Source organism: Pseudomonas sp. P4_B3 (genome assembly GCF_056402295.1).
Window position 1 is genome coordinate 154,391 of the sequence record NZ_JBFUHR010000003.1, and the last position, 23,747, is coordinate 178,137.

Genomic DNA, 23,747 nt, shown 5'->3' on the forward strand with positions numbered 1-23,747 from the left:
GAATAGAGGAAGTAACTCATGGCTCGTGTAAAGCGTGGCGTCATTGCCCGTAAGCGTCACAAAAAAATTCTGAAACTTGCTAAAGGCTACTACGGCGCACGCTCCCGCGTATTCCGTGTTGCCAAGCAAGCGGTAATCAAGGCAGGCCAATACGCCTACCGTGACCGTCGTCAGAAAAAACGTCAGTTCCGCGCTCTGTGGATCGCTCGTATCAACGCTGGTGCTCGTATCAACGGTCTGTCCTACAGCCGTTTCATCGCCGGCCTGAAAAAAGCGTCCATCGAGATCGACCGTAAGGTTCTGGCTGATCTGGCAGTGAACGAAAAAGCGGCGTTTGCTGCGATTGTCGAGAAAGCTAAAGCCACCTTGGCTTAAGTACCCCCGACAGTCACCCGGCCTCGCATCTGTGGGGCCAGGTGTTAAACGTCATAAATAGGGGAAGAGCCTTCAAGCTCTTCCCCTATTTTGTATCTGGAGTCTGTACATGGAAAACCTGGATGCGCTCGTCTCTCAAGCTCTAGAGGCTGTGCAAAGCGCTGAAGATATCAATGCCCTGGAGCAAATCCGGGTTCACTACCTTGGCAAGAAGGGTGAATTGACTCAGGTGATGAAGACCCTGGGGAATTTACCGGCAGAAGAGCGTCCGCAGGTCGGTGCGCTGATCAACGTTGCCAAGGAGCGTGTCACAGAGGTCCTTAATGCGCGCAAGGCATTGTTTGAAGAAGCCGATCTGGCTGCCAAACTCTCCGCCGAGTCCATTGACGTGACCCTGCCTGGCCGTGGTCAGACCTCCGGTGGTCTGCATCCGGTTACCCGCACTCTGGAACGCGTCGAACAGTTCTTCACCCGTATTGGCTACGGCATCGCCGAAGGCCCTGAGGTCGAAGACGACTATCACAACTTCGAAGCGCTCAACATCCCAGGCCACCACCCGGCCCGGTCGATGCATGACACCTTCTATTTCAATGCGAACATGCTGTTGCGCACCCATACCTCGCCGGTACAGGTCCGCACCATGGAGTCGAAACAGCCGCCGATCCGCATCGTCTGCCCAGGCCGTGTATACCGCAGCGACTCCGATATCACCCACTCGCCGATGTTCCACCAGGTCGAAGGCCTGCTGGTCGATCGCGACATCAATTTCGCCGACCTCAAAGGCACCATCGAAGAGTTCCTGCGGGTGTTCTTCGAAAAAGAACTGGCCGTGCGTTTCCGCCCTTCGTACTTCCCGTTCACCGAGCCATCCGCTGAAGTCGACATGGAATGCGTGATGTGCAGCGGTAAAGGCTGCCGCGTCTGCAAGCAGACCGGCTGGCTGGAAGTGATGGGCTGCGGCATGGTTCACCCGAACGTGCTGCGCATGTCCGGGATCGACCCGGAAGAGTTCTCGGGCTTTGCCTTCGGCATGGGTGTCGAGCGTCTGGCCATGCTGCGTTACGGCGTGAATGACTTGCGTCTGTTCTTCGACAACGACTTGCGGTTCCTCGCGCAATTTCGCTAGTCGTAACGAATTCTTAGGAGAGCAGGATGAAATTCAGTGAACAATGGCTGCGTGGCTGGGTTAGCCCGCAGGTAAGTCGCGACGAGCTGGTTGCTCGTCTGTCGATGGCCGGTCTTGAGGTCGATAGCGTTACGCCGGCCGCCGGTGTTTTCAGTGGCGTGGTAGTGGGCGAGGTGCTGAGCACCGAACCGCACCCGGACGCCGACAAGCTGCGCGTGTGCCAGGTCAGCAACGGTTCGGAAACCTTCCAGGTGGTTTGCGGCGCGCCAAACGTGCGCCCGGGCCTGAAGATTCCTTTCGCCATGATCGGCGCCGAGCTGCCAGGTGACTTCAAGATCAAGAAGGCCAAGCTGCGTGGCGTTGAGTCCAACGGCATGCTGTGCTCGCAATCCGAGCTGCAGGTTGGTGAAGGTAATGACGGCTTGATGGAGCTGCCGGTCGATGCGCCGGTGGGTGAGGATTTCCGCGTTTATCTGGACCTGGAAGACGCCAGCATCGAGGTCGATCTGACCCCGAACCGTGGCGACTGCCTGTCCCTGGCCGGTCTGGCTCGTGAAGTCGGCGCACTGTACGCCGCTCCTGTGGTCCGTCCGGTGGTGGCTTCGGTTCCTGCCGCCCACGACGAAGTGCGTTCGGTAGAAGTGCTGGCGCCCGCCGCGTGCCCGCGCTACCTCGGTCGTGTGATTCGTAACGTCGACCTGTCCAGGCCTACGCCGCTGTGGATGGTTGAGCGCCTGCGTCGTGCAGATGTGCGCAGCATCGATGCTGCCGTCGACATCACCAACTACGTGATGCTGGAACTGGGTCAGCCGCTGCACGCCTTCGATCTCGCCGAAATCAACGGTGGCATCCGTGTGCGCATGGCCGAAGAGGGCGAGAAACTGGTGCTGCTCGACGGTCAGGAAGTCAGCCTGCGTAGCGATACGCTGGTGATTGCCGACCATTCCCGAGCGCTGGCCATTGCCGGTGTCATGGGTGGCGAGCACAGCGGTGTTTCCGCGACCACCCGTGATGTGTTCCTGGAAAGCGCTTTCTTCGACCAGATCGCCGTAGCGGGCAAGGCCCGTTCCTATGGCCTGCACACCGATGCGTCGCATCGCTATGAGCGTGGTGTGGACTGGCAACTGGCCCGCGAAGCCATGGAGCGCGCGACTGGCTTGCTGTTGGAGATCACCGGTGGTGAAGCGGGTCCGATCATCGAGACCGTCAGCGAACAGCACCTGCCGAAAATTGCTCCGATCACCCTGCGTGCCCAGCGCATTACCCAGATGCTGGGTATGGAAATGGATTCGGCTGAGGTGGAGCGTCTGCTCAATGCCTTGGGCCTGACCATTACTGCCGACGGGGCAGGGCAGTGGCGTGTAGACGTACCGAGCCATCGCTTCGATATCAGCCTGGAAGTCGACCTGATCGAAGAGCTGGCACGCCTGTACGGCTACAACCGTTTGCCGGTTCGTTATCCGCAAGCGCGTCTGGCGCCGCAAGCCAAGGCAGAAGCCCGTAGCGACCTGCCTGAACTGCGTCGTCTGCTGGTTGCCCGTGGTTATCAGGAAGCCATTACCTACAGCTTCATCGACCCGAAACAGTTCGAACTGTTTAATCCGGGTGTTGAGCCGCTGCTGCTGGCTAACCCGATCTCCAATGACATGGCTGCCATGCGTTCGTCGCTGTGGCCAGGTCTGGTCAAGGCGCTTCAGCACAACCTGAACCGTCAGCAGGATCGCGTGCGTCTGTTCGAAAGCGGCCTGCGTTTCGTTGGTCAGCTCGAAGGTCTGAAGCAAGAGCCGATGTTGGCGGGTGTTGTTTGCGGTAGTCGCCTGCCGGAAGGCTGGGCGCAGGGTCGCGATACCGTCGACTTCTTCGACGTCAAGGCTGACGTCGAAGCGGTGCTGGGCTTCGCCGGTGCTCTGGAAGCGTTCACTTTCGTGCCGGGCAAACACCCAGCGTTGCACCCGGGTCAAACCGCGCGCATCGAGCGTGATGGTCGTCTGGTCGGCTTCATTGGCACGATCCACCCTGAGTTGTCGAAAACCCTCGGTCTCGACCGTCCGGTCTTCGTCTTCGAGTTGGTTCTGGCGGAAGTGGCGTCGGGCAAAATGCCAAAATTCCACGAGTTATCACGCTTTCCTGAAGTTCGTCGTGACCTTGCACTGATTGCGGATAAAGACGTTGCAGCCACGGCTGTACTGGACGTAATCCGTGAAAATGCAGGCGAATGGCTGACAGACCTCAGGCTATTTGACGTGTATCAGGGTAAAGGCATTGATCCTGATAGAAAAAGCCTCGCAGTCGGCTTGACCTGGCAGCATCCATCGCGCACTCTTAATGACGATGAGGTGAATACCGCAACGCAAAACATCCTCACCTCGCTCGAACAAAGGTTGAACGCCACGTTAAGGAAGTGACGTATGGGGGCTCTGACGAAAGCTGAGATGGCGGAACGTCTGTATGAAGAGCTGGGCCTGAACAAACGGGAGGCCAAGGAATTGGTCGAACTGTTTTTTGAAGAAATCAGGCACGCTCTTGAAGACAACGAACAAGTCAAATTGTCCGGTTTCGGCAATTTCGACCTTCGGGACAAACGCCAGCGGCCTGGCCGCAATCCGAAAACGGGGGAAGAAATCCCGATCACGGCTCGCCGTGTGGTCACCTTTCGTCCAGGGCAGAAGTTGAAGGCCCGAGTTGAGGCTTATGCTGGAACCAAGTCATAACGACGAGCTCCCCGTCATCCCGGGCAAACGCTACTTCACCATTGGTGAAGTCAGCGAGCTGTGTGCGGTAAAACCACACGTGCTGCGCTACTGGGAGCAGGAGTTTCCTCAACTCAACCCTGTCAAACGCCGCGGAAACCGCCGGTATTATCAGCGCCAGGACGTGCTGATGATCCGGCAGATCCGCGCGCTTCTTTACGATCAGGGGTTCACCATCGGCGGAGCGCGCCTGCGTTTGTCCGGTGATGAAGCCAAAGACGACACCACCCAATACAAGCAAATGATCCGCCAGATGATCGCCGAGCTCGAAGATGTTCTGGTGGTACTCAAGAAATAAATTCCTGCTTTTAAATACTTCCAGTTTTCAAAAGCTTGCGATATATTCTTGAGCGTTCCTCGAGATGAGGGATGAGTTTCACGCCTAGTCGGGGCGTAGCGCAGTCCGGTAGCGCACTAGCATGGGGTGCTAGGGGTCGAGTGTTCGAATCACTCCGTCCCGACCATATTTTTCAATGACTTAGCCCAACTCTAGCCAGTTGGGCTTTTTCATTGGTGGGGAGTTTTTCGGGACTTCATCCAGTTTTCCTCTTCAAGATCGTCAGCACCGGTCCACGCGAATCGGTTGCTGATACCCTATTTGCAGCCTCAATCAGATGCCCGAGCTCAGCGCCCGAATAGTGACTGGTGATGCTGCCGTTCTTGTGTCCCAGCAGGGCCTTTCGATCTTCCTGTGTGACACCTGCCGCCCGAAGGCGACGGCCAAACGTGTGCTTCAAGTCATGCACCCGGATGGATGCGTACCCTGGATGAGCGGGGCGAAGGTTTTCCTCCTGCCAGAGTTTCGCCGCTCTCACCCGCGCTTTCTTCCAGGCTGAGTCGTTCATCCGGTGCATCGCGTTGCCGCTGTACGGAAAAACCCAGTCCTTGCTCAGGCCGCGTTGCTTGTCGATGATCGATTTCGCTACGCTGTTCAGCACGACCAGTCGCTCATCGCCATTTTTCACACCTGACCGCTCGTTTCGGCCGCCAAAGTCGGAAGGAATCAGGAACACGCTGGTGCCAAGTTCCGGTACCGAGATTTCCCAGTCCCACCTCAATTTGCAGACCTCCTGCTCGCGGCAACCTGTGTTCACCTTGAACAGGGCCATCGTCTGCAGGTGTGCCGGCAACTCTCCGAAAAGGATCGATTGCTCTTCCCATGTCATGGGGTAGGGCTCGCGAACCTTTTTCTTCAGGTCCAGCTTGGCCAACATTGGCACCGAATCAAGCCAGGGTCTGCGCTCTTCATCCCGCCACTTCCTCGCACAAAGCGAAAGAACCCGTATCACCCGCTCGATTGAGATGTTGATCGTGCGAGGTGCCACCGGCTTCAACTGCTTACCGCATGGCAACACCATTCCTTTCAATCGGTCCTTCACGAACGGCTCAAGTGCCTGGTCATCGATGTGCGTCAGTGGCAGGTCCTTGAGGTATGGATGGAGCTGCTTCAGATGATGCGCCGTCAACTTGATCGAGGGCTGGTCCTTGCTCTCGATCAGAAACCTTGTCGCCGCTTCCTCCCAAGTTCGGGTACGGCGCACGCCGTATACCTTTTGCTGTCGAAGTTGCTCCAGCCGGTGAATCAGGTACTGCTCGGCTTCTTGCCGGTCACCAGTTCCAGTGCTCTCTCGAAGGCGCTCGCCTCGGAATACTTTGTCGATTTGCCAGACTCCACCTTTCTGGTAGAGGCCAGAGATCGCTTTTCTCGCCATGGTTTAACTCCTTTGGCTTCACCCTGGCGCTCGCTGCGAGGCCGATTGTTGTCCTGATTGGCTGCCTTTTCAATCGACTTGCTTTCGATATAGGCGTCGGCCCACTCATCCAGCTCAATACGATCAAACGCCACGCCCTGTTTCCCGATAGGAAATTCACGAACGTTCGGCCTGACAGTTTTGTTGAATTCATCCCGGCACATGCCGAGATAGCCGGGGGCATCCATGAAGCGGATGAACCTCGGAGGGATGCTGCTGGCCTTAGCTGCTGTAGCGTTTGCCATGGGAAATACTCCATGCCGCGCGTGGCGGAAGAAGGTGATTATTCGGTTACGCCGCGGCTTTGCGCCGCTGGTTCATTTGGTGATGCAGTCAATAGGTCCTGAATCGACGACCGTCCCCTACTGCAATTTCCTGAGCCATGTTCGCCAAGTGTTCCTCGAGCATGCCGAAGTAATAGAGGTGATCGTCTCTGCCGCCCCACTCAGGTTGTGTGGTGGCCCAATTACGGACTGATCGGCAAGGCATGCAGGTCTTGAAGGAATCCATGCTGCCTTCCCATGACCCCGAAATGAGTTGGTACTTGCGGCAGGGTTGGATATCGCCCTGACATTCACAGCAGGTGTGCACTTTGCGGGCGGTGGGAAAGCTCTTTGTCTGAAAATCGGACATAGCGATTCCTCGCCCGCCGTTCACCGGCAGGCAGGTAGGTATAAGAGGAAGGTGGGTTGTGTATTGAATACAATCGACAATATATGGTTTTATGTCTGAGAGGCCGGCAGTTCGCTGGTGACTACGGCTATATAAGGATTATATGGATCTTCAGAATCTCGATAAAATTGATTTCTCAATTTCGGCGAATGTAGTTGTATTCTTTGTTTCATTTGTGGGTCCGGGTTTTTTGCTCTGGTATATCCATAGCCCAGAACTTTTCGAAAGATTGGATTTTTTAAATTGTTGTTTTTGGCTATAGCGGTTTCGACACCAACATTCCTTATTTCGTTTGGATGCACTGCATTGCAACATCGTGTCCTGTCTAGGGACAGGCCTGAACTGGTTTCGCTGTGGGGAACTCCTGTTGACTGGTATTTACGTCATGGGTTTATCAATGCATTGAATATGTATTCAATTATTTTCTTTGTGTGGCTGGCTAACTTGCATGGGCGTGGATTTATATATCTAGTTCTTGGTGTGATAATTACAAATGTTATTGGGGAGCTCATTGGATATAAGCTTTTCCTTAAGCGTCCTAGCTCTGTGTATTGGGTGTGGCTTGATAGGCATGGCAAAGCAAAGGTTGATAAGGCCTGAGTTGTTTTTCCGAAGGAAGATCGATTTCTGCGGGTTAATTATCTGTTGGCTAGCGGCGCGGAGGCGAGCGACCATTGGGTGGATGGCCGGGAAGTTCAGGCTGGGCAGATTGCTCATGGGGCCTCTGAGATAGATGCGCTTCATGCGGCCACCTGTTGTTGTTCCTAGCGCAGCGTTTGCTGAACAGCCTCGACAACGCGGCGCAGGTACGTGAATTCGTGGTTTTCTTCGACAGCCTTACCATCGAGCGAGTAATGCCATTCCTCGCCGAACAGCTCGGTCAGCAGCTTGCTGTGATGCCAGCATTCGTTTGACGTCTCGATGCTGCGAAGAACATCAATATCGTGCCAAAGCTCGCGGGCTTCGCCTTTGCTCAGTTCGCTCAGTTCGCTCAGTTCCCAGTCATGGCGCCCGGTCTGTTGCCGACGGCGCTGGACGATGCACTTTTTGGCGAAAGCATGGAGCGCATCACCGCTGAATCTCGTGCTGCTGATCCCGCGATCCAAGCAGTTCAGGACGTAGTCCCAGCCGCAGTCGGCGACGAACTCCGCGACGGTGCGCGGCCCCATGCCGCCCCAGTAAGCGTTCCAGCTCTTGTCCCAGCAGTTGATGGTGATCTTGCCTTGAGCAGTCTGGTAGTTCGGATCGGATTCGATGGGGCAGTCCCGGCGACCGAAGTCCTCGAAGAACACGGTTATCGGATCAAGCCGCGATGCGCCGGTGATCACCAGCTTCGTAACTGTCGACCGCTCAACCTGCAGTAGCTCGGCCGGTTTGTTTTCTATGGGCATGGGATTACCTCGTGTAGCTGGCGTCATGGGTTTTGATGAACTATTGCTTAATGGATCGGCAATCACGTCGATGCAAGGAGATGCCTTATGGGAGGAAGCAGTGGTGGAGATGGTGGTGGAGACGTGCCATGGCCTTTTGATTACCGGCCGGTGCCATTCCCACTATCCAATGCGCCAATGTCGCTAAAGGACCTAATCGGTAGAAAGTGTCGCGTAGTGCGTCGCGGTGAGGCTGTTACCCAGGAAATTGAGCCGGGACGAGTCACTGTTCTTCTAAGCGACAGCGGTAGAGTCGAAGAAATTTATTGCGATCCTGATTTGCCAAGCAAATAGAGCTTCATCTGTTTCACGCCCTGCTCGAGGCCGTGCCTTCGCGGGTTGCAGGGCTTTTAGGCTTTTAGTTGACGTAATAACCGCATCCCGATCCAGCGAACGACCGTGACCGCCTTGCTGTTACCGATCGCCTTGTAGCGCGGTCCGTCCGGACATTCGCTTGCAGTCTTGCCGCGCCATGGGATCTGCGTGTAATTGTCGGGAAAGCCTTGGCACCGCTCCCACTCAATCACGCTGGTTCGGCGCACGCCTCCGGGCTCCAGTACATATGCCTCTCGATCATCGAGAGAGCCCCCGCCTTGTGCCGTGAGAGTAGGGTGAAGTGCATACTCCGCAGGCCGTCCCGGCGGGCTATCCCTGCGAGTGCCTTCTCGCTCAAAAAGTACCTCGGTGGGATCGAATCCGTCTCGAGCACTTGCGACAACGAACACACGACGGCGTCGTTGGGCCAAGCCGAAATATTGGGCGTCCAGGACCCGCCACGCGATTGTTCTTTTGGGTCCATACACACAACCAGCGTCCGGCCATTTCTTCCCTGAAGGCTGCAATTCGCAGTCTTCCCCAGCAAGCGCGCCAAGAAAGCATCCGAAGGCGTTCCCTTTGTCGCTGAGAACGCCGGGGACGTTTTCCCAGACGATGACGCAGGGAGGCTTTCGCTGGTTGGCGCGAACATAGTCAGTTGCATCTGCAAGCTCCACGTATTTGATGGTGAGGGCGCCGCGCGGGTCGGCCAGGCCTTCGCGCATACCTGCGACACTGAAGGCCTGGCATGGGGTTCCGCCGACGAGGATGTCAGGCGCGGCAATCTTGCCGGCCAGCATCTGGGCGCCGAGTTTGGTCATGTCACCGAGGTTCTGTGTGTTGGGGTAGTGGTGGGTCAGCACCGCGCTGGGAAAGGCTTCGATCTCGGCGAACCAGGTGGCGCGCATGCCCAACGGGTGCCAGGCCATAGTTGCGGCCTCAATACCGCTGCAAACACTTCCGTAAGTGATGGGCATAGTGGCACCTTGCCGATATATTGGATTTTTGAATTTTCGTCAGGTGAGGCAAGGCATGACTGATTCGGGGATGATGCGGGTTTACCATTTCTGCGATGAGGTTTACGGGCTGCAGAACATTGAAAAATCTAGATTGAAGGTAGCAACGATAATGGATCTTAATGATCCATTCGAAATGGTGTGCTATTCATCTCCTGATAAAGATGTTCGGAAGAAGCTGAACGATTTTAAAAAGGCAATTGCTACAAAATTTGGATTGCTATGCTTTAGCCAGTCCTTTCGAAGCCCCGTTCAGTGGGCTCACTATTCCAATAAGCATAAGGGCCTCTGCTTAGTATTCGATGTCCCTAGTAACAATATGCATTGTGTCGAGTACAAGTTTGGAAGGATGAATTTTGACGTTGCGCAATATGCGGATTTAGATAAGCGTGAGCGATCTGAAATGATGCAGAAACAGCTTCGCATTAAACATTCTCAATGGAGGTATGAGCGAGAAGTTCGTAGGATTTTCCTGTTGAGTGAAGCAGATTCCGAAGATGGTTTGTATTTTAGATCTTTCGATAGTATCGGCATGCTCAGTCAAGTAATTGTCGGGTGCAACTCAACAATAACACCCCAGGACTTGAAAAAAAGCTTAGGCGCGCGCAAAGATATGGTTGAGTGCTTTAAAGTTCGCACCGCGTTTAAGTCCTACAAAATAGTAAAAAATAAGGACGATAGCCTCTGGCGCTGAGCCAATGAACGGCGCATTCGGCTGTTCGAATGCGCGCTTGCTGGCTGGCGTGATTCGTTGAGGTAGGGTATTTGTGTTTAGCCCGGCACGGAGCCGGATCAAGGAGGCAGAGATGGACAGTAACCTTCCAACAAGCTGCTTGCGGAGCAGAGCGGCCTGACCGAGGTAGAGGTTGGGGCGTACGTGGCGGCCCTTGAGTTGCAGTCCGATGGAAGCAGGAAGGCTTACTTCAGAGTAGAAATTGAGCAATCGCCAGATGCCAGCAAAAAGCTCGACTCATCGAGGACACTATTGATCCCAAGCTGGCTGGCCAAGCACTGGGTCGACCGAGATATTGGTTAGGGTGCCGTCCACCGTGATTGGATGCGACGATGGTGGTGGCAATTTGGTTTTTTTGGACCGTGCATTGAATTTGGATATAGATTAATCTTTACGTCCATGTCGTAAGGAGAAAGTATGTCTATATCTAAAAGTATGCACTCGTCTTTCACTGAATTTTTCGAGCGCCCTAGTAGTGAGACGTTGCGGCCATTGCTGAAATTGGGTGTCGGTGAAACTAATAATATTGACTATAAGGAACAGTGGCCAGAAAAAGCCAAGTTGGCCAAGCATGTTCTAGCACTGGCAAACTCAGGAGGCGGAATACTCATTATAGGAGTTAAAGATGGTGATGTGATGGAGTCGGTTGGAATCGATAAGGTCAAGGATAAGACTGATGTGGGAAGGCAGCTAAAGCCATATATACCTGATGTTTTAAGATATGAAGTTATGGATTTCAATTTCAGCTCTTCTGAGAATAGCGAGTTGAAAGGGAAGGTGTTTCAAGTTCTTTTTGTTGAGTCAACCCCGGCGCATCTTCCTTACTTGGCCATAAAAGCTGGTGATGATTTAAAAAATAATGCTGTCTACATCAGACGGGATTGTAGCAGTTCGGAAGCGGGGTATGCGGACCTGCAAAGGCTCTTTGACTCTAGAATCAGTACTCAAGAAGCTGTGAAGCGATTACTCGATTTGAATGAGCATTGCGATCAACTCCGTCTTCTGTTTGACCAGGTTCCATATCGATCCACTGATGTTCACTCCTGGACTAATATACTTGGATCGTTTGTCGATCCGCTCGGTATTCGTAAAGCTAGAGATTTAAGCAGTCTCATTTCAGGTGCGCCAAAGCCTGAAACATACCAATCTTTTATCAAGGCATGTATTGAGAAAAAAAAGAAGCGAATTGAACAAGAGTTGGATATTTGATTTGTCTTTAGATTATTGAAGAATAAGCATAAGTGATTTCCAGTTAGGCGCCGCCCTCCGTGATCGGTGGTGGCAATTTGGTTTTGGTTGGGGTATTACGGATGACCGGCATGGAGCCGGATCAAGGAGAGCCAACATGAATGTCGATCAATCAATAGGCCCGGCCCGCAAGCTTCAGCTCGCCAAGAACGCGGCGGCTGATGCGGCTGATGATTTCTTTGAGAACAATTGGCCGCTTGATACTGACGAAAAGTACGCTCAGTACGAAGCGCTTGAATCCGTAGCGGCTTCTGCCCTGGCCGAATTCAAAGAGTTCATCCGACCTAAAGGGCCGAAGGCTGAGTGAAAACTCGGCGCAATAGGTGAGGGTGGATCAGGCAGCCGCTGTCGATTCAGGCGAGTAGTCCATCCACGAAAGCTTGGTCGCCGACTTCCGCTTTGCATCGTTCTGCGGCAACTTAATCTTCGCCCTGATGATCACGTCGCGGCACCGCCCCAGTTTACGAATGCGCTCCGCGTACTCGGCGGCGTACTGGGGCGCATCAAACATGCTGCTGAGTTGGGCGACCCGCTTGCCGTCCATGATCTTGATCACGCGCTCTTCGACAGCCTGGAGCCATTGGCTCATTGAAAGCTCGATCCGCTTACCTTTCTCGATCTTGAAGTCCCGAACCTTGCGCTTCGCCTCTTCGCGGGCGAAGTGCTCATTCATTCCAAATACGGCAAATGTGCTCATGGAATCACTCCAGGCGGTCGAGCGCTTTCTTCAGCAACTCGGTTACTGAAAGTTGTTTTTCCTCCGGGCTCATTGCGCGCCGGATGAACTCGCAGGATTCCGCCATATAGGTGCGAAGTAGATTCGCCTCGTCCTCGGCATCATCCGCCTGACTTTCGAGCATTCGAATATCCTCGCGAAGGTCTTCCAGACCTGCGTTCGGGTCTATGTCTCCAGCGGCGATCCGGCGTGCCAGCTCGTCGGCAGCACCCGGCTCTAGGGATGCGTAATGGAAAAGCTCATCTTCCTTTAATGCGTTCGCAGGGATTCCCATTAGGTATCTCCAGGCAGACGCCTGCCTCGTCGGCTGGCGTGATTCGTTGAAGTGGGGTATTTGTGTGCGTTGTATCTGAAAATAATCGAGGGGAGTCGGTTTATGCCTGCTAGGGACTTTGATGAAAAGGGATTTCTATCTGACTATGTTTACGAACATAAGGAAGAGGTCAGAAAAAAATACGCCGGCGAATTTGCAGATTGTGAATGCATATCTACTCAAGCCCAGAAGCTACTCTTGAACGTAGACGTAAGTGATAACGATGCGCCTATGCTTTGCTCGTTCTTGTTTTTTGAAAGAACGATTCGAACAGCTCAAGCTGCAGTACGCTTATGCGAGATTGGAATGGTTCAAGAGGCTCAGATACTCGTTAGAACCGCTTATGAAACAGCTTTTCACGCATCTGCGCTTATCGCCGATCCAGCCATTTTCAAAAAGCTCGACGCTCATAATAATAGTGAAGACGTCAAACAGGCGAGGGCTATGCTCGCAGATGTTCCGTCAGATCAGCTGTCTGAAATAAATAAACAGTATCTGAAGGAAATTGTTGATACGCGAGCGGGCGAAAATTTTTCAGTATATAGCTCAGCCAAAGCTGCAGGGATGTTGAATTTATACAGTGTGGTTTATCGAGGGCTTTCATCACTAGCTGGGCACGCTACATTTCGCTCTCTTGATAGGTCATTCATCGAAGATGACAGCGGATATGCGTTGTATATGGGGCCGACTGAAAGTCAGTTAATTTTTACTTTAAGTTTGATTGCGCAATGTTTAACTATTTCGATAAAAGGTCTTGATGAAATTAAGAGCAAGGCTCAATGATTTCATCCCCCGGATCTCGCGCTAGTTCTGCCATGCTCTGATCATAAAAGGCTCTCGACACCTTTTCATCGATAACAAAAGGTGTCGTGACACACTTGAGCATCTGTGCCGCAGTTTCGAAGTCCGCGGCGATCACGTTCCGCAACAGGTTCTGATACACCTCCTGCTGGTTGTTGAAGCCATGCTCCTTCATCAGGCGCTTGAGATCCGGCATGAACACGCCAGCAATTTCAACAGTAAACCGTCCGATTCCCTTCTTCGTATCGTCGGCGGCCTTCTTCTCGCGCTTCTTGCGTTGCTTTATGGCTTCCGCCGTTGGCTCCTGCTGTTCCTCGGCCGTGGCCTGCCTCTTCAATTCCGTGGGCCGGTAGATCCAGCCATGTCTGTCGTCGGCGCTTGCGCACCCGGTTGCTGATGAGTCTCATGCTGCCCTCTGCTGATTCCAGACACCCACGGCGTCGAACACCCGGGCGGCCTGCTCTTCAGTCAGCGATATTTCGGTGGGAATGGCGATCCAGCCCGAAGCGACCCGATGATTCGGATTACTCTCTGCAACCAAGTCTTTGTAGGTTTCCTCGATCACGTCTTCGAGGTGCGCGGCCAGATAGTTGCCTTGGGGAGCAACCTCTACTGATTTAGTGTAGCGGTGCCCTCGTTGATCGCGACACTGGACGCTGAGATAGATCGTCCAGCGGTGGGCAAAGTCGCAGACCGCGTCGGCGAGGCGTTGGCCGGGCGGGATGTTCTTGCAGCTCTTCCAGTTGATCATGCCCTGGCGGCCGCTGGGATCGATGTTCACCACCGCGACATGGTTGGTGCTGAGTAGTGCCCGGCAGGACCGCTCGATCCGGGCGCGCATATTGTTGGGCTTACGCTTGCTCATAACGAGTCCGCCATTTTACGAAGCGCCTGGCGCTCTGCCCAATTCAAGCCCTTGGGTTTGCGCTTGAGGACCGTTTCAGGGTCTATTTTCTGAGAGCGGGGCGGCGGTAGTGGATTGCGCGGCGGGCTTTTCAGTTGGGCGATGTGCCCACCGGCTGCCAGGTACTGGGCGACCCGGTCGTTGATTGATTCGGCGCTCTGCCGCTGCTGTTCGATGAGGTTGAGGTGGTTGCTAATCATGCTGACTCCCTCGTTGTGTTCACATCCTTCCGGATTTTCTTTGCGGCGACCAAGCCAGACTTGAGATTGTCGAATCCGTGCATGATCAGCCTCCTAACCGATAGGCTTGCGCTCGAGCTTTGTCCGCGACCTCATCAACCATGCGATTCAGTTCCAGGTTGAACTGGACCAGCTCTTTGTGAAGGTTGGCGATGTAGTCTTCGTCGCGGTAAATCGTCTCGATGTAGAGCTGACACTCCTCATCTTGACGAGAATCGAACGACAGAAAGTCCCACCATTTCCGCCCCGTAACGAACATGCAGCCTTGGACCTGCGGCATGTGTTCCTCGGGCATGCCTTCGAGCCAAGTCTTGACGTGTATCGCCTCATTGAAGGGGCACTTTGACTCGGTTCCACCGTCATCGTTGATCAGGCCGTCTGGCGAGCAGCCGAGCCAGTCGTACTTCGGGTGGACAATGAACTCTGACGGTATGACGATGTTGCCGGTCAACATCTCGTAGGCGTCCTGAGCCTTCTGTTCTTCGGTGTGGCCCCACTTCATGGAAGCGCTGCTGACGTTGTGCTTGGACTTCTTTGCCAATCGCTCGAAGCACAGTTCGCGCATGTATGAGGTACGCGCGCCCATAGGCTCGCGCTTTCCATTTTTGTCAGGCTTCCCCCAAGCAATCACATCTTTAAACCGGCTGGCTGTCACTCGGCCAGATCGGTCTGCATGCCACTTTTCAGTGCCCTGAAGTTCCGCTCTCATTACGCCGCTTCCTCGGCCTGAGACAGGTCGTCGTTGGTGCCAGTCATATCGGTAAAGTCGCCATCAACGGTTGCCGCCATGTTCTTGAGTGCTTCGTGGCACTCCAGGCCGATCGCTGCGCGCTGCTTAGGCTTGAGACCTGCCCAGGCTGTTGCATAGGCTTCGATGTCCTGCCGCTTTGCGACGACCAAAAGGTCTGCGAATACTCCGTCGATTTCCGGCGACGGGGATTTCGGGCCGAATGACACACCAGCAGCGGCAGCGGTGTTTGAAGCCTGCTTCGCAGGGGTGATATCGATTTCGCCACCGTACGAGTCTTCGAATTCATCGGGTGTATAGACGCCAAGGATGACGTCAGGGCAGAAGAGTCGCGCCCATTTTTTAGTCACCAAGTAGGCAATCTGCTGCTTGGGATCTTCTGCCCAAAGCGTCGAGTTCCGCGTGCGGACCTGGGTGAGCAGAAGTTCCAGAATGCGTGGCTCGTCTTCGCCCTTGAAGGTCGCCCAGACCCTGATCCCGAGACCTCTCTCATCGTCAAAGCTCCAGGCCGGAACGCGGTACTTCTTGAACTCGCCAGTGTCCTCGTCCTTCTTCGTCTTGCTGGTGACTTCGCGCATCTTGCCGATGACGTTTTCCCAAGTTCCGAACCACTCGAAGTTCAAGCGGCCTTTGACTGGCGCCTTGGCGGTGATCACTGCGTTGACGAGCTGCGCCTCATAGCTCAATGCACCGCCGTTGACGATGAACGTCTTCTGCGCAACCGCGAATGGGTTCATCTGCCACTGCATTGCTTGTAGCACCACCGCCATGCAGTCAGCTTGATTGCCCTTCAGATGCTTGGGGACTGTTGTCACGCCCTTCGACATCATCAGCGCGAGGTCGCTCATCGACTTCATGGTGCCTGGATCGAGAATGAGCGCTGCCGCGTTATGCGATGGATCGTGGTACGTGGCGAGGCCGGTTGGTGTTTGGGTGTCTGAATCGGTCATTGCGCTCTCCGTGGTCGACAAGGAGTGGGTCGACCTTTAGATGGAAAGGGTGGTTAGAAGCGGATGGCACGAAGCCAAGCGCGAGCAGTGTCGAGGTCCACGTCGAAGCCCAGGGCTACAACCTCGACAATGTCGTCAACCGATGGCGCGGTCGTAGTCACATCGTCGGATTCAGCGGCGATCGCATGTGCGCTGACATGTGCGACCTCGACCTTCTCTGTAACCACGGGCACAGCTACTGAAGTGGTTGGAGCGGGTGCGGAAGCCTGGGCGCGCAGGCGGGCCAGTTCCTCCTGGTCACGCCGATACTGGGCGTCGCGCTCACGCTGTTGGCGCTGCTGTGCCTCCATGTCGCGACGCTGCTGGTCCAGCTCGTCCTGCTGTTGCTTCAAGCGCTTGCGGTCCTCCTCGGCGCGCTGCTTGCGCAACTCCTCTGCTTCCGCGTCGGCGATGCGCTGCTTTTCGCGCAGCTCGTCGAGTTCTTTCTGCTGAGCCAGCAGTTTGGCGGCGGCCTCTTCTCGTTCAACGGCAGACTTGTGTAGCGTTTCAAGCTGATCAATGGCGTTGTCGCGAGCGATGGTGCCTTCAGCTTCGAACTCGGCATATTCTTCGGGTAGGATCACCGATTCCTTCACGCCTTGCAGAATGTTTGCGACATCAGCAGCGCTACGGCTTGCATACGCGGCCGCGACAGAGCTGAAGCGGGTAATCTTTGCCCGGATCGCTTCGACACGTTCAGCCTCGACGCGCTCGCGCTCGGCCTTGGCGTCAGCTACGCGCTTTTCTTCGGCCTTGATTGCTTCGTCGATAGGCGTTTCAATCGCCAGCACACGATCCTTCAGTGCCTCGCCAAACTCCTTTACTTGGTTGACGCGAGCTTGGGCATCTTTGACTTTCTGCTGATAGGGTACGAGTGCCGTCTTGGTGGTGTTTGCCAGGGCATAGCGCACGTCGCGGATATCGACGCGAACTTCCTTCGCATTCGCCAAGCCTTCGCTGGTCGAGCAATCAACGACCAGCTTCGCGTAAGTGGTCTCCAGACGAACGATCTGTTCTTCGTGCGGCCGATATTCGGCAATGTCGGTGACGGCAACCGCAGGGACGACAGTTATTTGTGCGTCGTCGGTTTCGCTCATTTCGAGCGATTCTTGTGCGAGTGCTTGTTTAGTATTTGCGGACATGACAATTCCTTGCCGCGCGGTGCGCAGCGTTTGAAGGTGTGGGTTATTGGGTGAGCTGGCCGGAATAGGCGCTTGCCAGCATCCAGGCAGTGAAGAGCAGCAGGGCAATGGCTGAGCCGCGCCAGGTGTGGAGGCGCTTGGCACGTTGGTATGAGGTCACGGCCGAACCCTCACCGCGATACGTCCGCCCTTCATGGTCGCAGCCAGGCGCTGCGGCAAGCTGGCTACCAACTCTTCGCGCTTGCGGCCGATCACCTCATTGAAAGGCAGGCCGAAGCCGAGCAGGGCGATCTTGCGCTCGATGTCGTCAAGCTGTTCATCGATCAGGCTTTTCACGATAGGCGTACTCATGCTGCAACTCCTTGCCCGAACTGGGCGTTATACGTTGCGTAAATCTGGTCAATGTGCGCCCTGTAGTGCCGGTGCTCGTCCTCGCTGATGGCGTGGAGCATGAAGGCCAGGGTGATCGATGAGGTGGCAGCGGCGCTGGCGTTCGGCTTGCCGAGGTCCGTGATCAAGTTGCCGATCTCGGTTTCGATCCAGCCGACGGCCATGTCGTGCCTTCTTTCCTGGCTGCTCATGGCTTCACCCCGTTCAGGCCGAAGAAGTCGCCAATCTGCTCGACGGCGGCCTTGATGCGGATGGCCGAGGCCTTGCGTTCTTCAGCTTGCAGTCGCCTTCTTTCGTCCAGGCGCTGCGAGCGCTCCAGCTCGGCCGCCTCGTAGTCGTGGAACTGGTCGAGCTGCGCCTTCTTGGGCCGCCCGTAATCGTCATAGCGCCGGTCCCACTCTCGGGCCTGCGAACTGTCTGCGTAGCTGGTTGCCATGGTCGCCTCCAAGAGTGGCGGGGTGTTGATCCAACAAAACTCGGCTGCACTCATCCATTCCGCTGATTGCCGTTGGGCGCGGAGGGGAGTGCATGCGGGTGGCGTCGGAGCGGGTGTGCTGGGGGAATTACTGCGACTACACTCGCTTTGCGTGCTTCATAAATTCGGAGACTTCAATGGATTTGATCTTTCGTTTCGCTATTTGCGTCTCGTTACTGACTTTTGGAACGTGCGCACTGGCGGCAGAGAAGGACGGAGAAAGTGCTTTGACATTGATCGTCACTGCCAAATTCGCCGGAGGTTGCGGAATCATCTCGCAGATGGCTACCTTCCAACAGTCAACGAAAATGACTGGAGGGGAGGCGTTTCTTGAGCGATTTCTCAGCACTGAATCCGCTAGACTTGGCATGACGCCGAAGCAGTACCTTGAGCAATGTCGCCACTCAAATGAGATTTACCAGTCCTATTACGACGAGCTTGAAAAAACGCCAGCGCCGTAACGCAACATTCTTCAATTCAGCTAGCCCAGGCCCGCTACTGGCGACGGCCTGGGTGTGCAGCATCAAGTTGTCTTCTGCGCGAGGGTGGCCTACCGGAATCCCGGCCGATGCGCGGTGACATCGACGACCTACTGTCCGCTGCCTGCCAGGTGTTGGACGCAGCCTTCAGGCTTGCCGCGCCACGCGGGTGAATCGCTTACTGGTACATGGCTGCCAATCCTCCGTGTTGGGTGAGCTGAACAATGCAGGTGGCCGGTATAAGCCGGAGATTCGTCCGCACTGGCTGTAGGGATGTGAGGTTCATCAGCCGTGAGTAATCGATAGGTCGCTGATGATGCAGATCGAGGCGTCTTCAGGGTCGGTCGTTTCGGAGTAATCGATCTGGTTGTAAACGCCACCGTGGAAGGCGAGCGTTTTCGTGTCCCAGGTACTGTCGAGACGCATGATTGCGGAAGTGGATTTGACGCCGTTGCAACTCGCCGACACCGAAACGGCGCCGTTTGCATTCGCGTGAATATTGATATTGAACAGTGCACCCAGCGGCACGTTTTCCAGCACCGTCAAGTTAACTGGGTCGTCTTGCAGGTAGCTCGACCGGAACCCCATGGTGATTTTGCCCTTGTTCCAAAACACCTTCACCGGAGGGCGTTCGGAACCCTGTACATGAATCTGGCCAATCACCACTTTCTGCAGCGAGTTGACTTTCGTTAGTCGCATTTCTTGCCGGCTCCAGTGATCTGCGGCGCTGGAGAACAGCCAATAACCGGGTTCCTTCCACTCGCAGCGCGTGCGTTTTGTGCTCTTGCTTGAGGCGCCAAGGGTTGGCGCGGTCATCTGAAGCGAACCGTCGGGAAGCATCGATACGACGTCAGGGCATTCGATCAGTGCGCGCCACCCGATCAGTTCCAGGGCGATCGGGTTGGTCTCGGAAATAGGAAGCGGGGTGGCGATGGTGTAGTTGCTGATGTCTACAGTCATGGGTCGATCCCTTAGTTCATTTGATGTCACCTTGCTCTGTTGAGCCTTTCGTTTGATGCAGGCCTACATCCCGCTGCCCACTCAGTGAATGGGTAGAGGTGATGCATTCAGCCTTCACAAGACCATTGATGGTGGTTTGCATGCTCTTCGCTGCAGAACGGCAGGTTCTGCTGACGAACGTATTTCTTGTTGCGCACTTGGTCGTATGCCTGATCGATGATGTTGCGGTAGATCACGAGTTCGGTTGGCTTTCCGCAGCGAGTGCATTTGATTGGTGCGGCTGGCGTTTCATTCATGGCTGTAGCTCCGGTTGTTTTCCCAATGCACCCGGGTAACCAGGTGCATCAGTGAAATGTTCCGTTCGTACTGGCTCTGCTTATCGGGTCATTCACACGGTTCGAGCCTTTCGCTCTAGTCAGCCGTCGAGGTGGTCCTCGCGTTGGTAGCCTTTCGGGGCTATCTGATCTCCGGTCGCCGTAGAGGCAGTGCCGTCTTTGTTCGTATTGCGCTGATTGTTAAAGAGCGGTCAGGCCCTTTGAGGCCCTTCGCAGTGGCTTTGTGTCGCTGCGATGGGTGAAATATGAACTATTGGTTCACATATGGTCAAGTACCAAAAGTACATATTTTTTGAGAAAGTACAGATCTATAGGATTTAGCGTGATTGCCTGCCGGGGGATTTACCGCGAACCAATGGTTCGCTATCCTTCGTAATAACTGGATGTATATACAGTAATGGGGGATGTTGTGAGCATGGCGCAGAGCAAAGCGAAACCAGCAGCACGAATTGAAATGTCCGGTGTAGAGCGCTTGGGTCTGCGGGTGTCGTCAATGATCAATCACCCGGTCGCACAGATTCAGCGCTGGGTAACGATTCACCGCTTGGATACGGACGGGGAGAGGGAATGGGAGGAGGTGATGGGGCTGCTATCCGAGACGGATGGCATAGACATGACGTTCAACGACGACGAGTCGGTGACGCTGAGATGGGAAGCAAGTACGGATGAAGACCGTGTGATGGAGGTCGACAGCATGGAAGAGGTGGAGGAGGTGGCTCCTTTCTAACGGACAACAAAAAGCCCGCGCTAGGCGGGCCCTGGTTGGAGATTGGCTGTTTTTAAGTGCTGGGCTCTATCAGGTGCAGCTCTCCTGGCAGGTCGCATATAGATCTCAGGCTTTGCTGGGCACTGATGGCGTCTGATTCAGATTGAAAGGGGCCAGCGATTACGAGTTTTGGACTGCCTTTTGTTACAGGCAGGCCAAGACGCTTTACGGAGTTGGTGGTTTCCGCGTACTCCCAAGGTTCGCATTCAATTTGAACAGTCCAGCCGTGAGTCAACGGTGTATGAGCGGCATGGGACGGTTGCACATCAGCGCCGCAATGCTTGCACTTGATGGCGGCGTTTTTGATTGTCTCTGCACACATAGGGCAGAGGCGGGAGTTGCTCTCGATTGCCAATGGAATTGCCGCTGACTTTCCAGTGAGTAGGATCATCAGTAGACCAGCCAGCGCTATGATACCGCCGAGGATTGTATGGATCTGTCGATCAGCCATGAGCCCCAGGTTGTTCACTCTGCTTCCAGAGCCGGTCGATACCGAGACGTCCATGTTGAGCGCGAACACTGCCCAGCAAACCCCAACGAATAAAATGAGCCTTCCCAAACCTTTCATTGGATCCCTCCCGAAATGGATCCGAACTTTATCACTCATAGCGCACAGCCACCATCGGTGAGGTCGGCTCAGTCCTCGGGATCGATCTCTTCTTCAGGCTCACACCTGGCAATCAACTCGGCGATGGTTTCAGTGATGAAATCCGCATTTCCGGTGAGCACGGCCAAGTGGTCCTCAATACGGTTGGACACTTCCGTAGAGCCGCGCTGATCGATCCAAATACCGATTTCTTCAACGGCACAACCCAGGGCCATGATGTTCTGGTTAAGGCGGTGGAGCAGGGTGGGGGTAAGGTCGTTTGACATGGCCGGTCCTCCAGTTAAAAAGGAAGCATAGCGAGCAGGGAAGGGCCCAACAGGGCTATCGATCATTCAACAACGAGGCGACCCCACGCGTGATGAATTCTAAGTTTTCATCCAGCTTGGTCAGTGAGTTGCGGATTCTGGTCCCGTCTTCCGCAGGACCATGCAGCTGTTCAATCCAAATGGACAGATCTTCCACAGCCGCCGCTATGGCGAGTTGGTTCTCGTTCAGCTTGTAGATCAGGGAGGGGATGAGGTCGTTGGTCGGCATGGCTTGATCCTCCATTGTGTGAGGAAAAGCGTAGCAGGCAGCAAAAAGCCCGCTCAGTGGCGGGCTCTCTGTAGATGGGCCAAATCCCTTTGGCTGACTGCATTATGCTTGGCAGGTGTGACGAAGGCGTGACACGGGTAGATACGAAAAGCCCGGCGCTGGGTCGGGCTTTATTTATTTGGATCAGGCTAGTGAAAACTCAATAGATCCCGACCTACCAGAGATGACATCAGATTAAAGTATTCGGCATGCTCTGCTTTAGATTCTAGATTGAATATTTTATCACTATACTCTTCGGCCAGGTTCAAGTGAGGGAAGACTTCTTTCTCTTTGCTCGCGCTAGCTGAATAGACAAAATATCTCCCCGAATCTTCGCCAAGGAACTTCCTACCCTCCATGAAAGTCATTACTTTCATCGTGGTCTCCTTGAATTTTGCATTCGGGTCGTTAACATTGAAGTCAATTGCTTCGGTTATATGGAATTTTCCGTTTTTCAAAAGGAAGTCAGCAGTAAAGCCTGTTTTGTCGCTTAACGGGTAGTTGTATATGACTTTATGCCTGCTTAGGTCATCGGAGTCTTTCCCAAGCATATCCATGCCGCTAAATATATTCTTAACGTATGTGTGGATTCTGGAATTTCTAACCGATCTCTCTTTCGAGGCGAAAGGCTTAACAAGCTCGTTAAAGAGATTGTTAACTCTCTGTTCGTATTGGTTGATATCATCCAGAACAAATAACGCTGTCTCGCTTAAATATGTGCTAGAAGAGTCAAATGTTTTCAGGAATTGAATTGCTTGTTCAGAGTCTTTTGCCCACGCAACAATCGACTCCAGCCCTTTTTTGAGCGAGTCTAGATCCGTTACGCTTGAGCAACCATCAAGCACGCGAACTTTTGCCGACGCATGCAATACTCTGACGTCCACCTTTGCGTCGGTGAAAATAACAAGGCCGACGTTAACGACTTCGCCTCGCTTAGCGTCTGGCATATACTTAACTATCGAGTATTTAAAGGTAATCATCTATTACCTCCATTACAAAAATTTATGAAGCATTTCTATGCGATCAAGCCTTTCCTGCGAGTCCCACCAAGCAATGTACTCGTTCTTGTCGGCATTGGACATCCAGCGGGCAGGAAAAGCGGCAAAAATTGCGCGTATTTCATCGGTTTCAATGTTTCTGATGGCTTCCAGGCATGCGACAGCCTCAGAGCGGTCATAATTTTTTGACACGTTGATCATGGTGAACACGCTTTGAGTGTTTGAAAGCTTTGCAGTGGCCTGAACTCCTTTGTGTCCAGTCTCGAAGCACGCACGACTGAAATCAAAAGCCAGAGCTATTACCGAATCCCCAAAGCTTGATCGCCACAAATAGTTGCGCCAGCTTCGATCAACGTTGTTGACGAATAGGTCAAATGCATATAGTCGACTGAAAAATTTTTTCAGATTTACTACTTTTACTTCGCCGCTCAATATCTGGCTAATAAACAACTGGAAATCCAGTTTTGACTTTTTATCAATGACGCCACCCTGCCATAAAGAGCCAAATGCCAGCTCGCCTGAAGGCATCTTAATTACAGCGTGTCCAGGCGTAGGTATGAGGACCTTGCTGGCGAGTTCATGACAAAAAAGCTCGGAGGCGGGAACCTTTACCTCTCCCTCAACCGACATTTTCACACCGTAATGCTGGCCATCTCTCGCCTCTACGATATGCCGAAGATGGGCTGTATCTCCCGTTGAAGGAAATGTATTAATTACTTCAAGAGGCATGAGCGAGCGCTGGAAAGCCGATTCTATTGGCATTTTCGCCCCCCCATCCGCCGGAAGGCTGCTTGCATCGACGCCTATTTCACTGCTCTTATCCATGAGTGCCTCTGTTAACCTAGAAGTCATTATTTAATATTAGAAAATTATAGC

35 protein-coding genes and 1 tRNA gene are annotated in these 23,747 nt (G+C 54.0%); 13 read left to right on the forward strand and 23 right to left on the reverse strand.

Going from position 1 to position 23,747, the window contains the following annotated elements; genetic code table 11:
• The first annotated feature begins 18 nt into the window (after nt 1-18).
• The 6 genes from rplT to AC1DWG_RS04560 all read left to right on the forward strand — a co-directional run bounded on the left by rplT (nt 19) and on the right by AC1DWG_RS04560 (nt 4,715).
• Complete coding sequence (rplT, locus tag AC1DWG_RS04535) at nt 19-375, forward strand: 50S ribosomal protein L20 (protein WP_007905879.1); 357 nt, start codon at nt 19-21, stop codon at nt 373-375.
• 109 nt (nt 376-484) lie between these two features.
• Nucleotides 485-1,501 carry a phenylalanine--tRNA ligase subunit alpha gene (pheS, locus tag AC1DWG_RS04540; protein WP_007992477.1) on the forward strand — a complete coding sequence of 339 codons (1,017 nt, stop codon included), beginning with the start codon at nt 485-487 and terminating at the stop codon, nt 1,499-1,501.
• Between the two features lie 26 nt (nt 1,502-1,527).
• The gene (gene pheT, locus AC1DWG_RS04545; protein WP_477787316.1) at nt 1,528-3,906 is read left to right on the forward strand and encodes a phenylalanine--tRNA ligase subunit beta; all 2,379 of its coding nucleotides are present in this window, start codon (nt 1,528-1,530) and stop codon (nt 3,904-3,906) included.
• 3 nt (nt 3,907-3,909) lie between these two features.
• Entirely contained in the window at nt 3,910-4,212 is a 303-nt protein-coding gene (ihfA, locus tag AC1DWG_RS04550; protein WP_002553164.1) for an integration host factor subunit alpha, read from the forward strand.
• Nucleotides 4,193-4,549, forward strand: coding sequence for a MerR family transcriptional regulator (locus AC1DWG_RS04555; RefSeq protein WP_003179985.1), 357 nt, complete (start codon nt 4,193-4,195; stop codon nt 4,547-4,549). Before ihfA ends, AC1DWG_RS04555 begins: the two co-directional genes overlap by 20 nt.
• A gap of 89 nt (nt 4,550-4,638) precedes the next feature.
• Nucleotides 4,639-4,715: transfer RNA gene (locus AC1DWG_RS04560), tRNA-Pro, on the forward strand.
• Nucleotides 4,716-4,784: 69 nt separating this feature from the next.
• Here the strand turns inward: AC1DWG_RS04560 and AC1DWG_RS04565 are convergent.
• The 4 genes from AC1DWG_RS04565 to AC1DWG_RS04580 all read right to left on the reverse strand — a co-directional run bounded on the left by AC1DWG_RS04565 (nt 4,785) and on the right by AC1DWG_RS04580 (nt 8,065).
• Nucleotides 4,785-5,948, reverse strand: coding sequence for a tyrosine-type recombinase/integrase (locus tag AC1DWG_RS04565; RefSeq protein WP_477787438.1), 1,164 nt, complete (start codon nt 5,946-5,948; stop codon nt 4,785-4,787).
• Nucleotides 5,834-6,247 carry a hypothetical protein gene (locus AC1DWG_RS04570; RefSeq protein ID WP_477787317.1) on the reverse strand — a complete coding sequence of 138 codons (414 nt, stop codon included), beginning with the start codon at nt 6,245-6,247 and terminating at the stop codon, nt 5,834-5,836. Before AC1DWG_RS04570 ends, AC1DWG_RS04565 begins: the two co-directional genes overlap by 115 nt.
• 88 nt (nt 6,248-6,335) lie before the next feature.
• A complete protein-coding gene (locus tag AC1DWG_RS04575; protein WP_477787318.1) occupies nt 6,336-6,635 on the reverse strand; it encodes a hypothetical protein in 300 nt (99 codons plus the stop codon).
• Nucleotides 6,636-7,438: 803 nt separating this feature from the next.
• Entirely contained in the window at nt 7,439-8,065 is a 627-nt protein-coding gene (locus AC1DWG_RS04580) for a phiTE_072 family protein (RefSeq protein ID WP_477787319.1), read from the reverse strand.
• Nucleotides 8,066-8,242: 177 nt separating this feature from the next.
• Here AC1DWG_RS04580 and AC1DWG_RS04585 point away from each other — a divergent pair, with 177 nt between their 5' ends.
• Nucleotides 8,243-8,398: an I78 family peptidase inhibitor gene (locus AC1DWG_RS04585; protein ID WP_477787439.1), complete on the forward strand. Its 156-nt coding sequence runs from the start codon at nt 8,243-8,245 to the stop codon at nt 8,396-8,398.
• Nucleotides 8,399-8,454: 56 nt separating this feature from the next.
• Here the strand turns inward: AC1DWG_RS04585 and AC1DWG_RS04590 are convergent, their stop codons facing one another.
• The gene (locus tag AC1DWG_RS04590; RefSeq protein WP_477787320.1) at nt 8,455-9,396 is read right to left on the reverse strand and encodes a DNA cytosine methyltransferase; all 942 of its coding nucleotides are present in this window, start codon (nt 9,394-9,396) and stop codon (nt 8,455-8,457) included.
• A gap of 55 nt (nt 9,397-9,451) precedes the next feature.
• Between AC1DWG_RS04590 and AC1DWG_RS04595 the strand changes: the two genes are divergently transcribed.
• The 3 genes from AC1DWG_RS04595 (at nt 9,452) to AC1DWG_RS04605 (ending at nt 11,723) form a co-directional block, all read left to right on the forward strand.
• The gene (locus AC1DWG_RS04595) at nt 9,452-10,129 is read left to right on the forward strand and encodes a DUF2971 domain-containing protein (protein WP_477787321.1); all 678 of its coding nucleotides are present in this window, start codon (nt 9,452-9,454) and stop codon (nt 10,127-10,129) included.
• Nucleotides 10,130-10,585: 456 nt separating this feature from the next.
• Nucleotides 10,586-11,377: an AlbA family DNA-binding domain-containing protein gene (locus tag AC1DWG_RS04600; RefSeq protein ID WP_477787322.1), complete on the forward strand. Its 792-nt coding sequence runs from the start codon at nt 10,586-10,588 to the stop codon at nt 11,375-11,377.
• Nucleotides 11,378-11,513: 136 nt separating this feature from the next.
• Complete coding sequence (locus AC1DWG_RS04605) at nt 11,514-11,723, forward strand: hypothetical protein (protein ID WP_477787323.1); 210 nt, start codon at nt 11,514-11,516, stop codon at nt 11,721-11,723.
• A 27-nt stretch (nt 11,724-11,750) separates the two neighbouring features.
• Here AC1DWG_RS04605 and AC1DWG_RS04610 read toward each other — a convergent pair whose 3' ends face one another.
• Together AC1DWG_RS04610 and AC1DWG_RS04615 are read right to left on the reverse strand one after the other, a co-directional pair.
• Nucleotides 11,751-12,113, reverse strand: a complete 363-nt coding sequence (locus tag AC1DWG_RS04610; RefSeq protein WP_477787324.1) for a hypothetical protein — start codon at nt 12,111-12,113, stop codon at nt 11,751-11,753.
• A 4-nt stretch (nt 12,114-12,117) separates the two neighbouring features.
• A complete protein-coding gene (locus tag AC1DWG_RS04615) occupies nt 12,118-12,426 on the reverse strand; it encodes a hypothetical protein (protein WP_477787325.1) in 309 nt (102 codons plus the stop codon).
• Between the two features lie 102 nt (nt 12,427-12,528).
• On the opposite strand from AC1DWG_RS04615, the gene AC1DWG_RS04620 reads away from it, so the two are divergent.
• On the forward strand, nt 12,529-13,248 hold the full coding sequence (locus AC1DWG_RS04620) for a DUF5677 domain-containing protein (protein WP_477787326.1): 720 nt from the start codon (nt 12,529-12,531) through the stop codon (nt 13,246-13,248).
• On the opposite strand, the gene AC1DWG_RS04625 is transcribed toward AC1DWG_RS04620, so the two are convergent.
• From AC1DWG_RS04625 to AC1DWG_RS04665, 9 genes are all read right to left on the reverse strand, one after another.
• Nucleotides 13,229-13,603 carry a hypothetical protein gene (locus tag AC1DWG_RS04625; protein ID WP_477787327.1) on the reverse strand — a complete coding sequence of 125 codons (375 nt, stop codon included), beginning with the start codon at nt 13,601-13,603 and terminating at the stop codon, nt 13,229-13,231. The two genes, AC1DWG_RS04620 and AC1DWG_RS04625, sit on opposite strands and share 20 nt — an antisense overlap.
• Before the next feature lie 66 nt (nt 13,604-13,669).
• The gene (locus AC1DWG_RS04630; RefSeq protein WP_477787328.1) at nt 13,670-14,131 is read right to left on the reverse strand and encodes a hypothetical protein; all 462 of its coding nucleotides are present in this window, start codon (nt 14,129-14,131) and stop codon (nt 13,670-13,672) included.
• Complete coding sequence (locus AC1DWG_RS04635) at nt 14,128-14,370, reverse strand: hypothetical protein (protein ID WP_477787329.1); 243 nt, start codon at nt 14,368-14,370, stop codon at nt 14,128-14,130. Before AC1DWG_RS04635 ends, AC1DWG_RS04630 begins: the two co-directional genes overlap by 4 nt.
• A gap of 85 nt (nt 14,371-14,455) precedes the next feature.
• Nucleotides 14,456-15,118 (reverse strand): lambda exonuclease family protein, encoded by a 663-nt coding sequence (locus AC1DWG_RS04640; protein ID WP_477787330.1) that lies wholly within the window; start codon nt 15,116-15,118, stop codon nt 14,456-14,458.
• On the reverse strand, nt 15,118-16,107 hold the full coding sequence (locus AC1DWG_RS04645; protein WP_477787331.1) for a RecT family recombinase: 990 nt from the start codon (nt 16,105-16,107) through the stop codon (nt 15,118-15,120). Before AC1DWG_RS04645 ends, AC1DWG_RS04640 begins: the two co-directional genes overlap by 1 nt.
• A 53-nt stretch (nt 16,108-16,160) precedes the next feature.
• Nucleotides 16,161-17,288 carry a coiled-coil domain-containing protein gene (locus AC1DWG_RS04650; protein WP_477787332.1) on the reverse strand — a complete coding sequence of 376 codons (1,128 nt, stop codon included), beginning with the start codon at nt 17,286-17,288 and terminating at the stop codon, nt 16,161-16,163.
• A gap of 156 nt (nt 17,289-17,444) precedes the next feature.
• Nucleotides 17,445-17,639, reverse strand: a complete 195-nt coding sequence (locus tag AC1DWG_RS04655) for a hypothetical protein (RefSeq protein WP_477787333.1) — start codon at nt 17,637-17,639, stop codon at nt 17,445-17,447.
• Nucleotides 17,636-17,869 carry a hypothetical protein gene (locus AC1DWG_RS04660; RefSeq protein ID WP_477787334.1) on the reverse strand — a complete coding sequence of 78 codons (234 nt, stop codon included), beginning with the start codon at nt 17,867-17,869 and terminating at the stop codon, nt 17,636-17,638. Before AC1DWG_RS04660 ends, AC1DWG_RS04655 begins: the two co-directional genes overlap by 4 nt.
• Nucleotides 17,866-18,114 carry a hypothetical protein gene (locus AC1DWG_RS04665; protein WP_477787335.1) on the reverse strand — a complete coding sequence of 83 codons (249 nt, stop codon included), beginning with the start codon at nt 18,112-18,114 and terminating at the stop codon, nt 17,866-17,868. The genes AC1DWG_RS04660 and AC1DWG_RS04665 overlap by 4 nt, the downstream gene beginning before the upstream one ends.
• 176 nt (nt 18,115-18,290) lie before the next feature.
• Here AC1DWG_RS04665 and AC1DWG_RS04670 point away from each other — a divergent pair, with 176 nt between their 5' ends.
• Nucleotides 18,291-18,614: a hypothetical protein gene (locus tag AC1DWG_RS04670; RefSeq protein ID WP_477787336.1), complete on the forward strand. Its 324-nt coding sequence runs from the start codon at nt 18,291-18,293 to the stop codon at nt 18,612-18,614.
• A gap of 303 nt (nt 18,615-18,917) precedes the next feature.
• On the opposite strand, the gene AC1DWG_RS04675 is transcribed toward AC1DWG_RS04670, so the two are convergent.
• Together AC1DWG_RS04675 and AC1DWG_RS04680 are read right to left on the reverse strand one after the other, a co-directional pair.
• Nucleotides 18,918-19,592 (reverse strand): polysaccharide lyase family 7 protein, encoded by a 675-nt coding sequence (locus tag AC1DWG_RS04675; protein ID WP_477787337.1) that lies wholly within the window; start codon nt 19,590-19,592, stop codon nt 18,918-18,920.
• A 107-nt stretch (nt 19,593-19,699) separates the two neighbouring features.
• On the reverse strand, nt 19,700-19,888 hold the full coding sequence (locus AC1DWG_RS04680) for a hypothetical protein (RefSeq protein ID WP_477787338.1): 189 nt from the start codon (nt 19,886-19,888) through the stop codon (nt 19,700-19,702).
• Nucleotides 19,889-20,342: 454 nt separating this feature from the next.
• On the opposite strand from AC1DWG_RS04680, the gene AC1DWG_RS04685 reads away from it, so the two are divergent.
• Entirely contained in the window at nt 20,343-20,654 is a 312-nt protein-coding gene (locus AC1DWG_RS04685) for a DUF1654 domain-containing protein (RefSeq protein WP_477787339.1), read from the forward strand.
• Nucleotides 20,655-20,706: 52 nt separating this feature from the next.
• Here AC1DWG_RS04685 and AC1DWG_RS04690 read toward each other — a convergent pair whose 3' ends face one another.
• The 5 genes from AC1DWG_RS04690 to AC1DWG_RS04710 form a co-directional block, all read right to left on the reverse strand.
• The gene (locus AC1DWG_RS04690; RefSeq protein WP_477787340.1) at nt 20,707-21,261 is read right to left on the reverse strand and encodes a hypothetical protein; all 555 of its coding nucleotides are present in this window, start codon (nt 21,259-21,261) and stop codon (nt 20,707-20,709) included.
• A gap of 68 nt (nt 21,262-21,329) precedes the next feature.
• Nucleotides 21,330-21,566 (reverse strand): hypothetical protein, encoded by a 237-nt coding sequence (locus tag AC1DWG_RS04695; RefSeq protein ID WP_477787341.1) that lies wholly within the window; start codon nt 21,564-21,566, stop codon nt 21,330-21,332.
• 55 nt (nt 21,567-21,621) lie between these two features.
• A complete protein-coding gene (locus AC1DWG_RS04700; RefSeq protein WP_477787342.1) occupies nt 21,622-21,834 on the reverse strand; it encodes a hypothetical protein in 213 nt (70 codons plus the stop codon).
• 188 nt (nt 21,835-22,022) lie between these two features.
• Nucleotides 22,023-22,853: a DUF3037 domain-containing protein gene (locus AC1DWG_RS04705; RefSeq protein ID WP_477787343.1), complete on the reverse strand. Its 831-nt coding sequence runs from the start codon at nt 22,851-22,853 to the stop codon at nt 22,023-22,025.
• Between the two features lie 12 nt (nt 22,854-22,865).
• Nucleotides 22,866-23,696 (reverse strand): HipA family kinase, encoded by an 831-nt coding sequence (locus tag AC1DWG_RS04710; RefSeq protein WP_477787344.1) that lies wholly within the window; start codon nt 23,694-23,696, stop codon nt 22,866-22,868.
• Nucleotides 23,697-23,747: the final 51 nt, after the last annotated feature.

Excerpts from the sequence above, each read along its gene's own strand:
- rplT (WP_007905879.1), top strand. The coding sequence starts at position 19 with ATGGCTCGTGTAAAGCGTGGCGTCATTGCCCGTAAGCGTCACAAAAAA.
- pheS (WP_007992477.1), top strand. The coding sequence starts at position 485 with ATGGAAAACCTGGATGCGCTCGTCTCTCAAGCTCTAGAGGCTGTGCAA.
- pheT (WP_477787316.1), top strand. The coding sequence starts at position 1,528 with ATGAAATTCAGTGAACAATGGCTGCGTGGCTGGGTTAGCCCGCAGGTA.
- ihfA (WP_002553164.1), top strand. The coding sequence starts at position 3,910 with ATGGGGGCTCTGACGAAAGCTGAGATGGCGGAACGTCTGTATGAAGAG.
- AC1DWG_RS04555 (WP_003179985.1), top strand. The coding sequence starts at position 4,193 with ATGCTGGAACCAAGTCATAACGACGAGCTCCCCGTCATCCCGGGCAAA.
- AC1DWG_RS04570 (WP_477787317.1), bottom strand. The coding sequence starts at position 6,247 with ATGGCAAACGCTACAGCAGCTAAGGCCAGCAGCATCCCTCCGAGGTTC.
- AC1DWG_RS04575 (WP_477787318.1), bottom strand. The coding sequence starts at position 6,635 with ATGTCCGATTTTCAGACAAAGAGCTTTCCCACCGCCCGCAAAGTGCAC.
- AC1DWG_RS04580 (WP_477787319.1), bottom strand. The coding sequence starts at position 8,065 with ATGCCCATAGAAAACAAACCGGCCGAGCTACTGCAGGTTGAGCGGTCG.
- AC1DWG_RS04585 (WP_477787439.1), top strand. The coding sequence starts at position 8,243 with ATGTCGCTAAAGGACCTAATCGGTAGAAAGTGTCGCGTAGTGCGTCGC.
- AC1DWG_RS04590 (WP_477787320.1), bottom strand. The coding sequence starts at position 9,396 with ATGCCCATCACTTACGGAAGTGTTTGCAGCGGTATTGAGGCCGCAACT.
- AC1DWG_RS04595 (WP_477787321.1), top strand. The coding sequence starts at position 9,452 with ATGACTGATTCGGGGATGATGCGGGTTTACCATTTCTGCGATGAGGTT.
- AC1DWG_RS04600 (WP_477787322.1), top strand. The coding sequence starts at position 10,586 with ATGTCTATATCTAAAAGTATGCACTCGTCTTTCACTGAATTTTTCGAG.
- AC1DWG_RS04605 (WP_477787323.1), top strand. The coding sequence starts at position 11,514 with ATGAATGTCGATCAATCAATAGGCCCGGCCCGCAAGCTTCAGCTCGCC.
- AC1DWG_RS04610 (WP_477787324.1), bottom strand. The coding sequence starts at position 12,113 with ATGAGCACATTTGCCGTATTTGGAATGAATGAGCACTTCGCCCGCGAA.
- AC1DWG_RS04615 (WP_477787325.1), bottom strand. The coding sequence starts at position 12,426 with ATGGGAATCCCTGCGAACGCATTAAAGGAAGATGAGCTTTTCCATTAC.
- AC1DWG_RS04620 (WP_477787326.1), top strand. The coding sequence starts at position 12,529 with ATGCCTGCTAGGGACTTTGATGAAAAGGGATTTCTATCTGACTATGTT.
- AC1DWG_RS04630 (WP_477787328.1), bottom strand. The coding sequence starts at position 14,131 with ATGAGCAAGCGTAAGCCCAACAATATGCGCGCCCGGATCGAGCGGTCC.
- AC1DWG_RS04635 (WP_477787329.1), bottom strand. The coding sequence starts at position 14,370 with ATGATTAGCAACCACCTCAACCTCATCGAACAGCAGCGGCAGAGCGCC.
- AC1DWG_RS04640 (WP_477787330.1), bottom strand. The coding sequence starts at position 15,118 with ATGAGAGCGGAACTTCAGGGCACTGAAAAGTGGCATGCAGACCGATCT.
- AC1DWG_RS04645 (WP_477787331.1), bottom strand. The coding sequence starts at position 16,107 with ATGACCGATTCAGACACCCAAACACCAACCGGCCTCGCCACGTACCAC.
- AC1DWG_RS04650 (WP_477787332.1), bottom strand. The coding sequence starts at position 17,288 with ATGTCCGCAAATACTAAACAAGCACTCGCACAAGAATCGCTCGAAATG.
- AC1DWG_RS04655 (WP_477787333.1), bottom strand. The coding sequence starts at position 17,639 with ATGAGTACGCCTATCGTGAAAAGCCTGATCGATGAACAGCTTGACGAC.
- AC1DWG_RS04660 (WP_477787334.1), bottom strand. The coding sequence starts at position 17,869 with ATGAGCAGCCAGGAAAGAAGGCACGACATGGCCGTCGGCTGGATCGAA.
- AC1DWG_RS04665 (WP_477787335.1), bottom strand. The coding sequence starts at position 18,114 with ATGGCAACCAGCTACGCAGACAGTTCGCAGGCCCGAGAGTGGGACCGG.
- AC1DWG_RS04670 (WP_477787336.1), top strand. The coding sequence starts at position 18,291 with ATGGATTTGATCTTTCGTTTCGCTATTTGCGTCTCGTTACTGACTTTT.
- AC1DWG_RS04675 (WP_477787337.1), bottom strand. The coding sequence starts at position 19,592 with ATGACTGTAGACATCAGCAACTACACCATCGCCACCCCGCTTCCTATT.
- AC1DWG_RS04680 (WP_477787338.1), bottom strand. The coding sequence starts at position 19,888 with ATGAATGAAACGCCAGCCGCACCAATCAAATGCACTCGCTGCGGAAAG.
- AC1DWG_RS04685 (WP_477787339.1), top strand. The coding sequence starts at position 20,343 with ATGGCGCAGAGCAAAGCGAAACCAGCAGCACGAATTGAAATGTCCGGT.
- AC1DWG_RS04690 (WP_477787340.1), bottom strand. The coding sequence starts at position 21,261 with ATGAAAGGTTTGGGAAGGCTCATTTTATTCGTTGGGGTTTGCTGGGCA.
- AC1DWG_RS04695 (WP_477787341.1), bottom strand. The coding sequence starts at position 21,566 with ATGTCAAACGACCTTACCCCCACCCTGCTCCACCGCCTTAACCAGAAC.
- AC1DWG_RS04700 (WP_477787342.1), bottom strand. The coding sequence starts at position 21,834 with ATGCCGACCAACGACCTCATCCCCTCCCTGATCTACAAGCTGAACGAG.
- AC1DWG_RS04705 (WP_477787343.1), bottom strand. The coding sequence starts at position 22,853 with ATGATTACCTTTAAATACTCGATAGTTAAGTATATGCCAGACGCTAAG.
- AC1DWG_RS04710 (WP_477787344.1), bottom strand. The coding sequence starts at position 23,696 with ATGGATAAGAGCAGTGAAATAGGCGTCGATGCAAGCAGCCTTCCGGCG.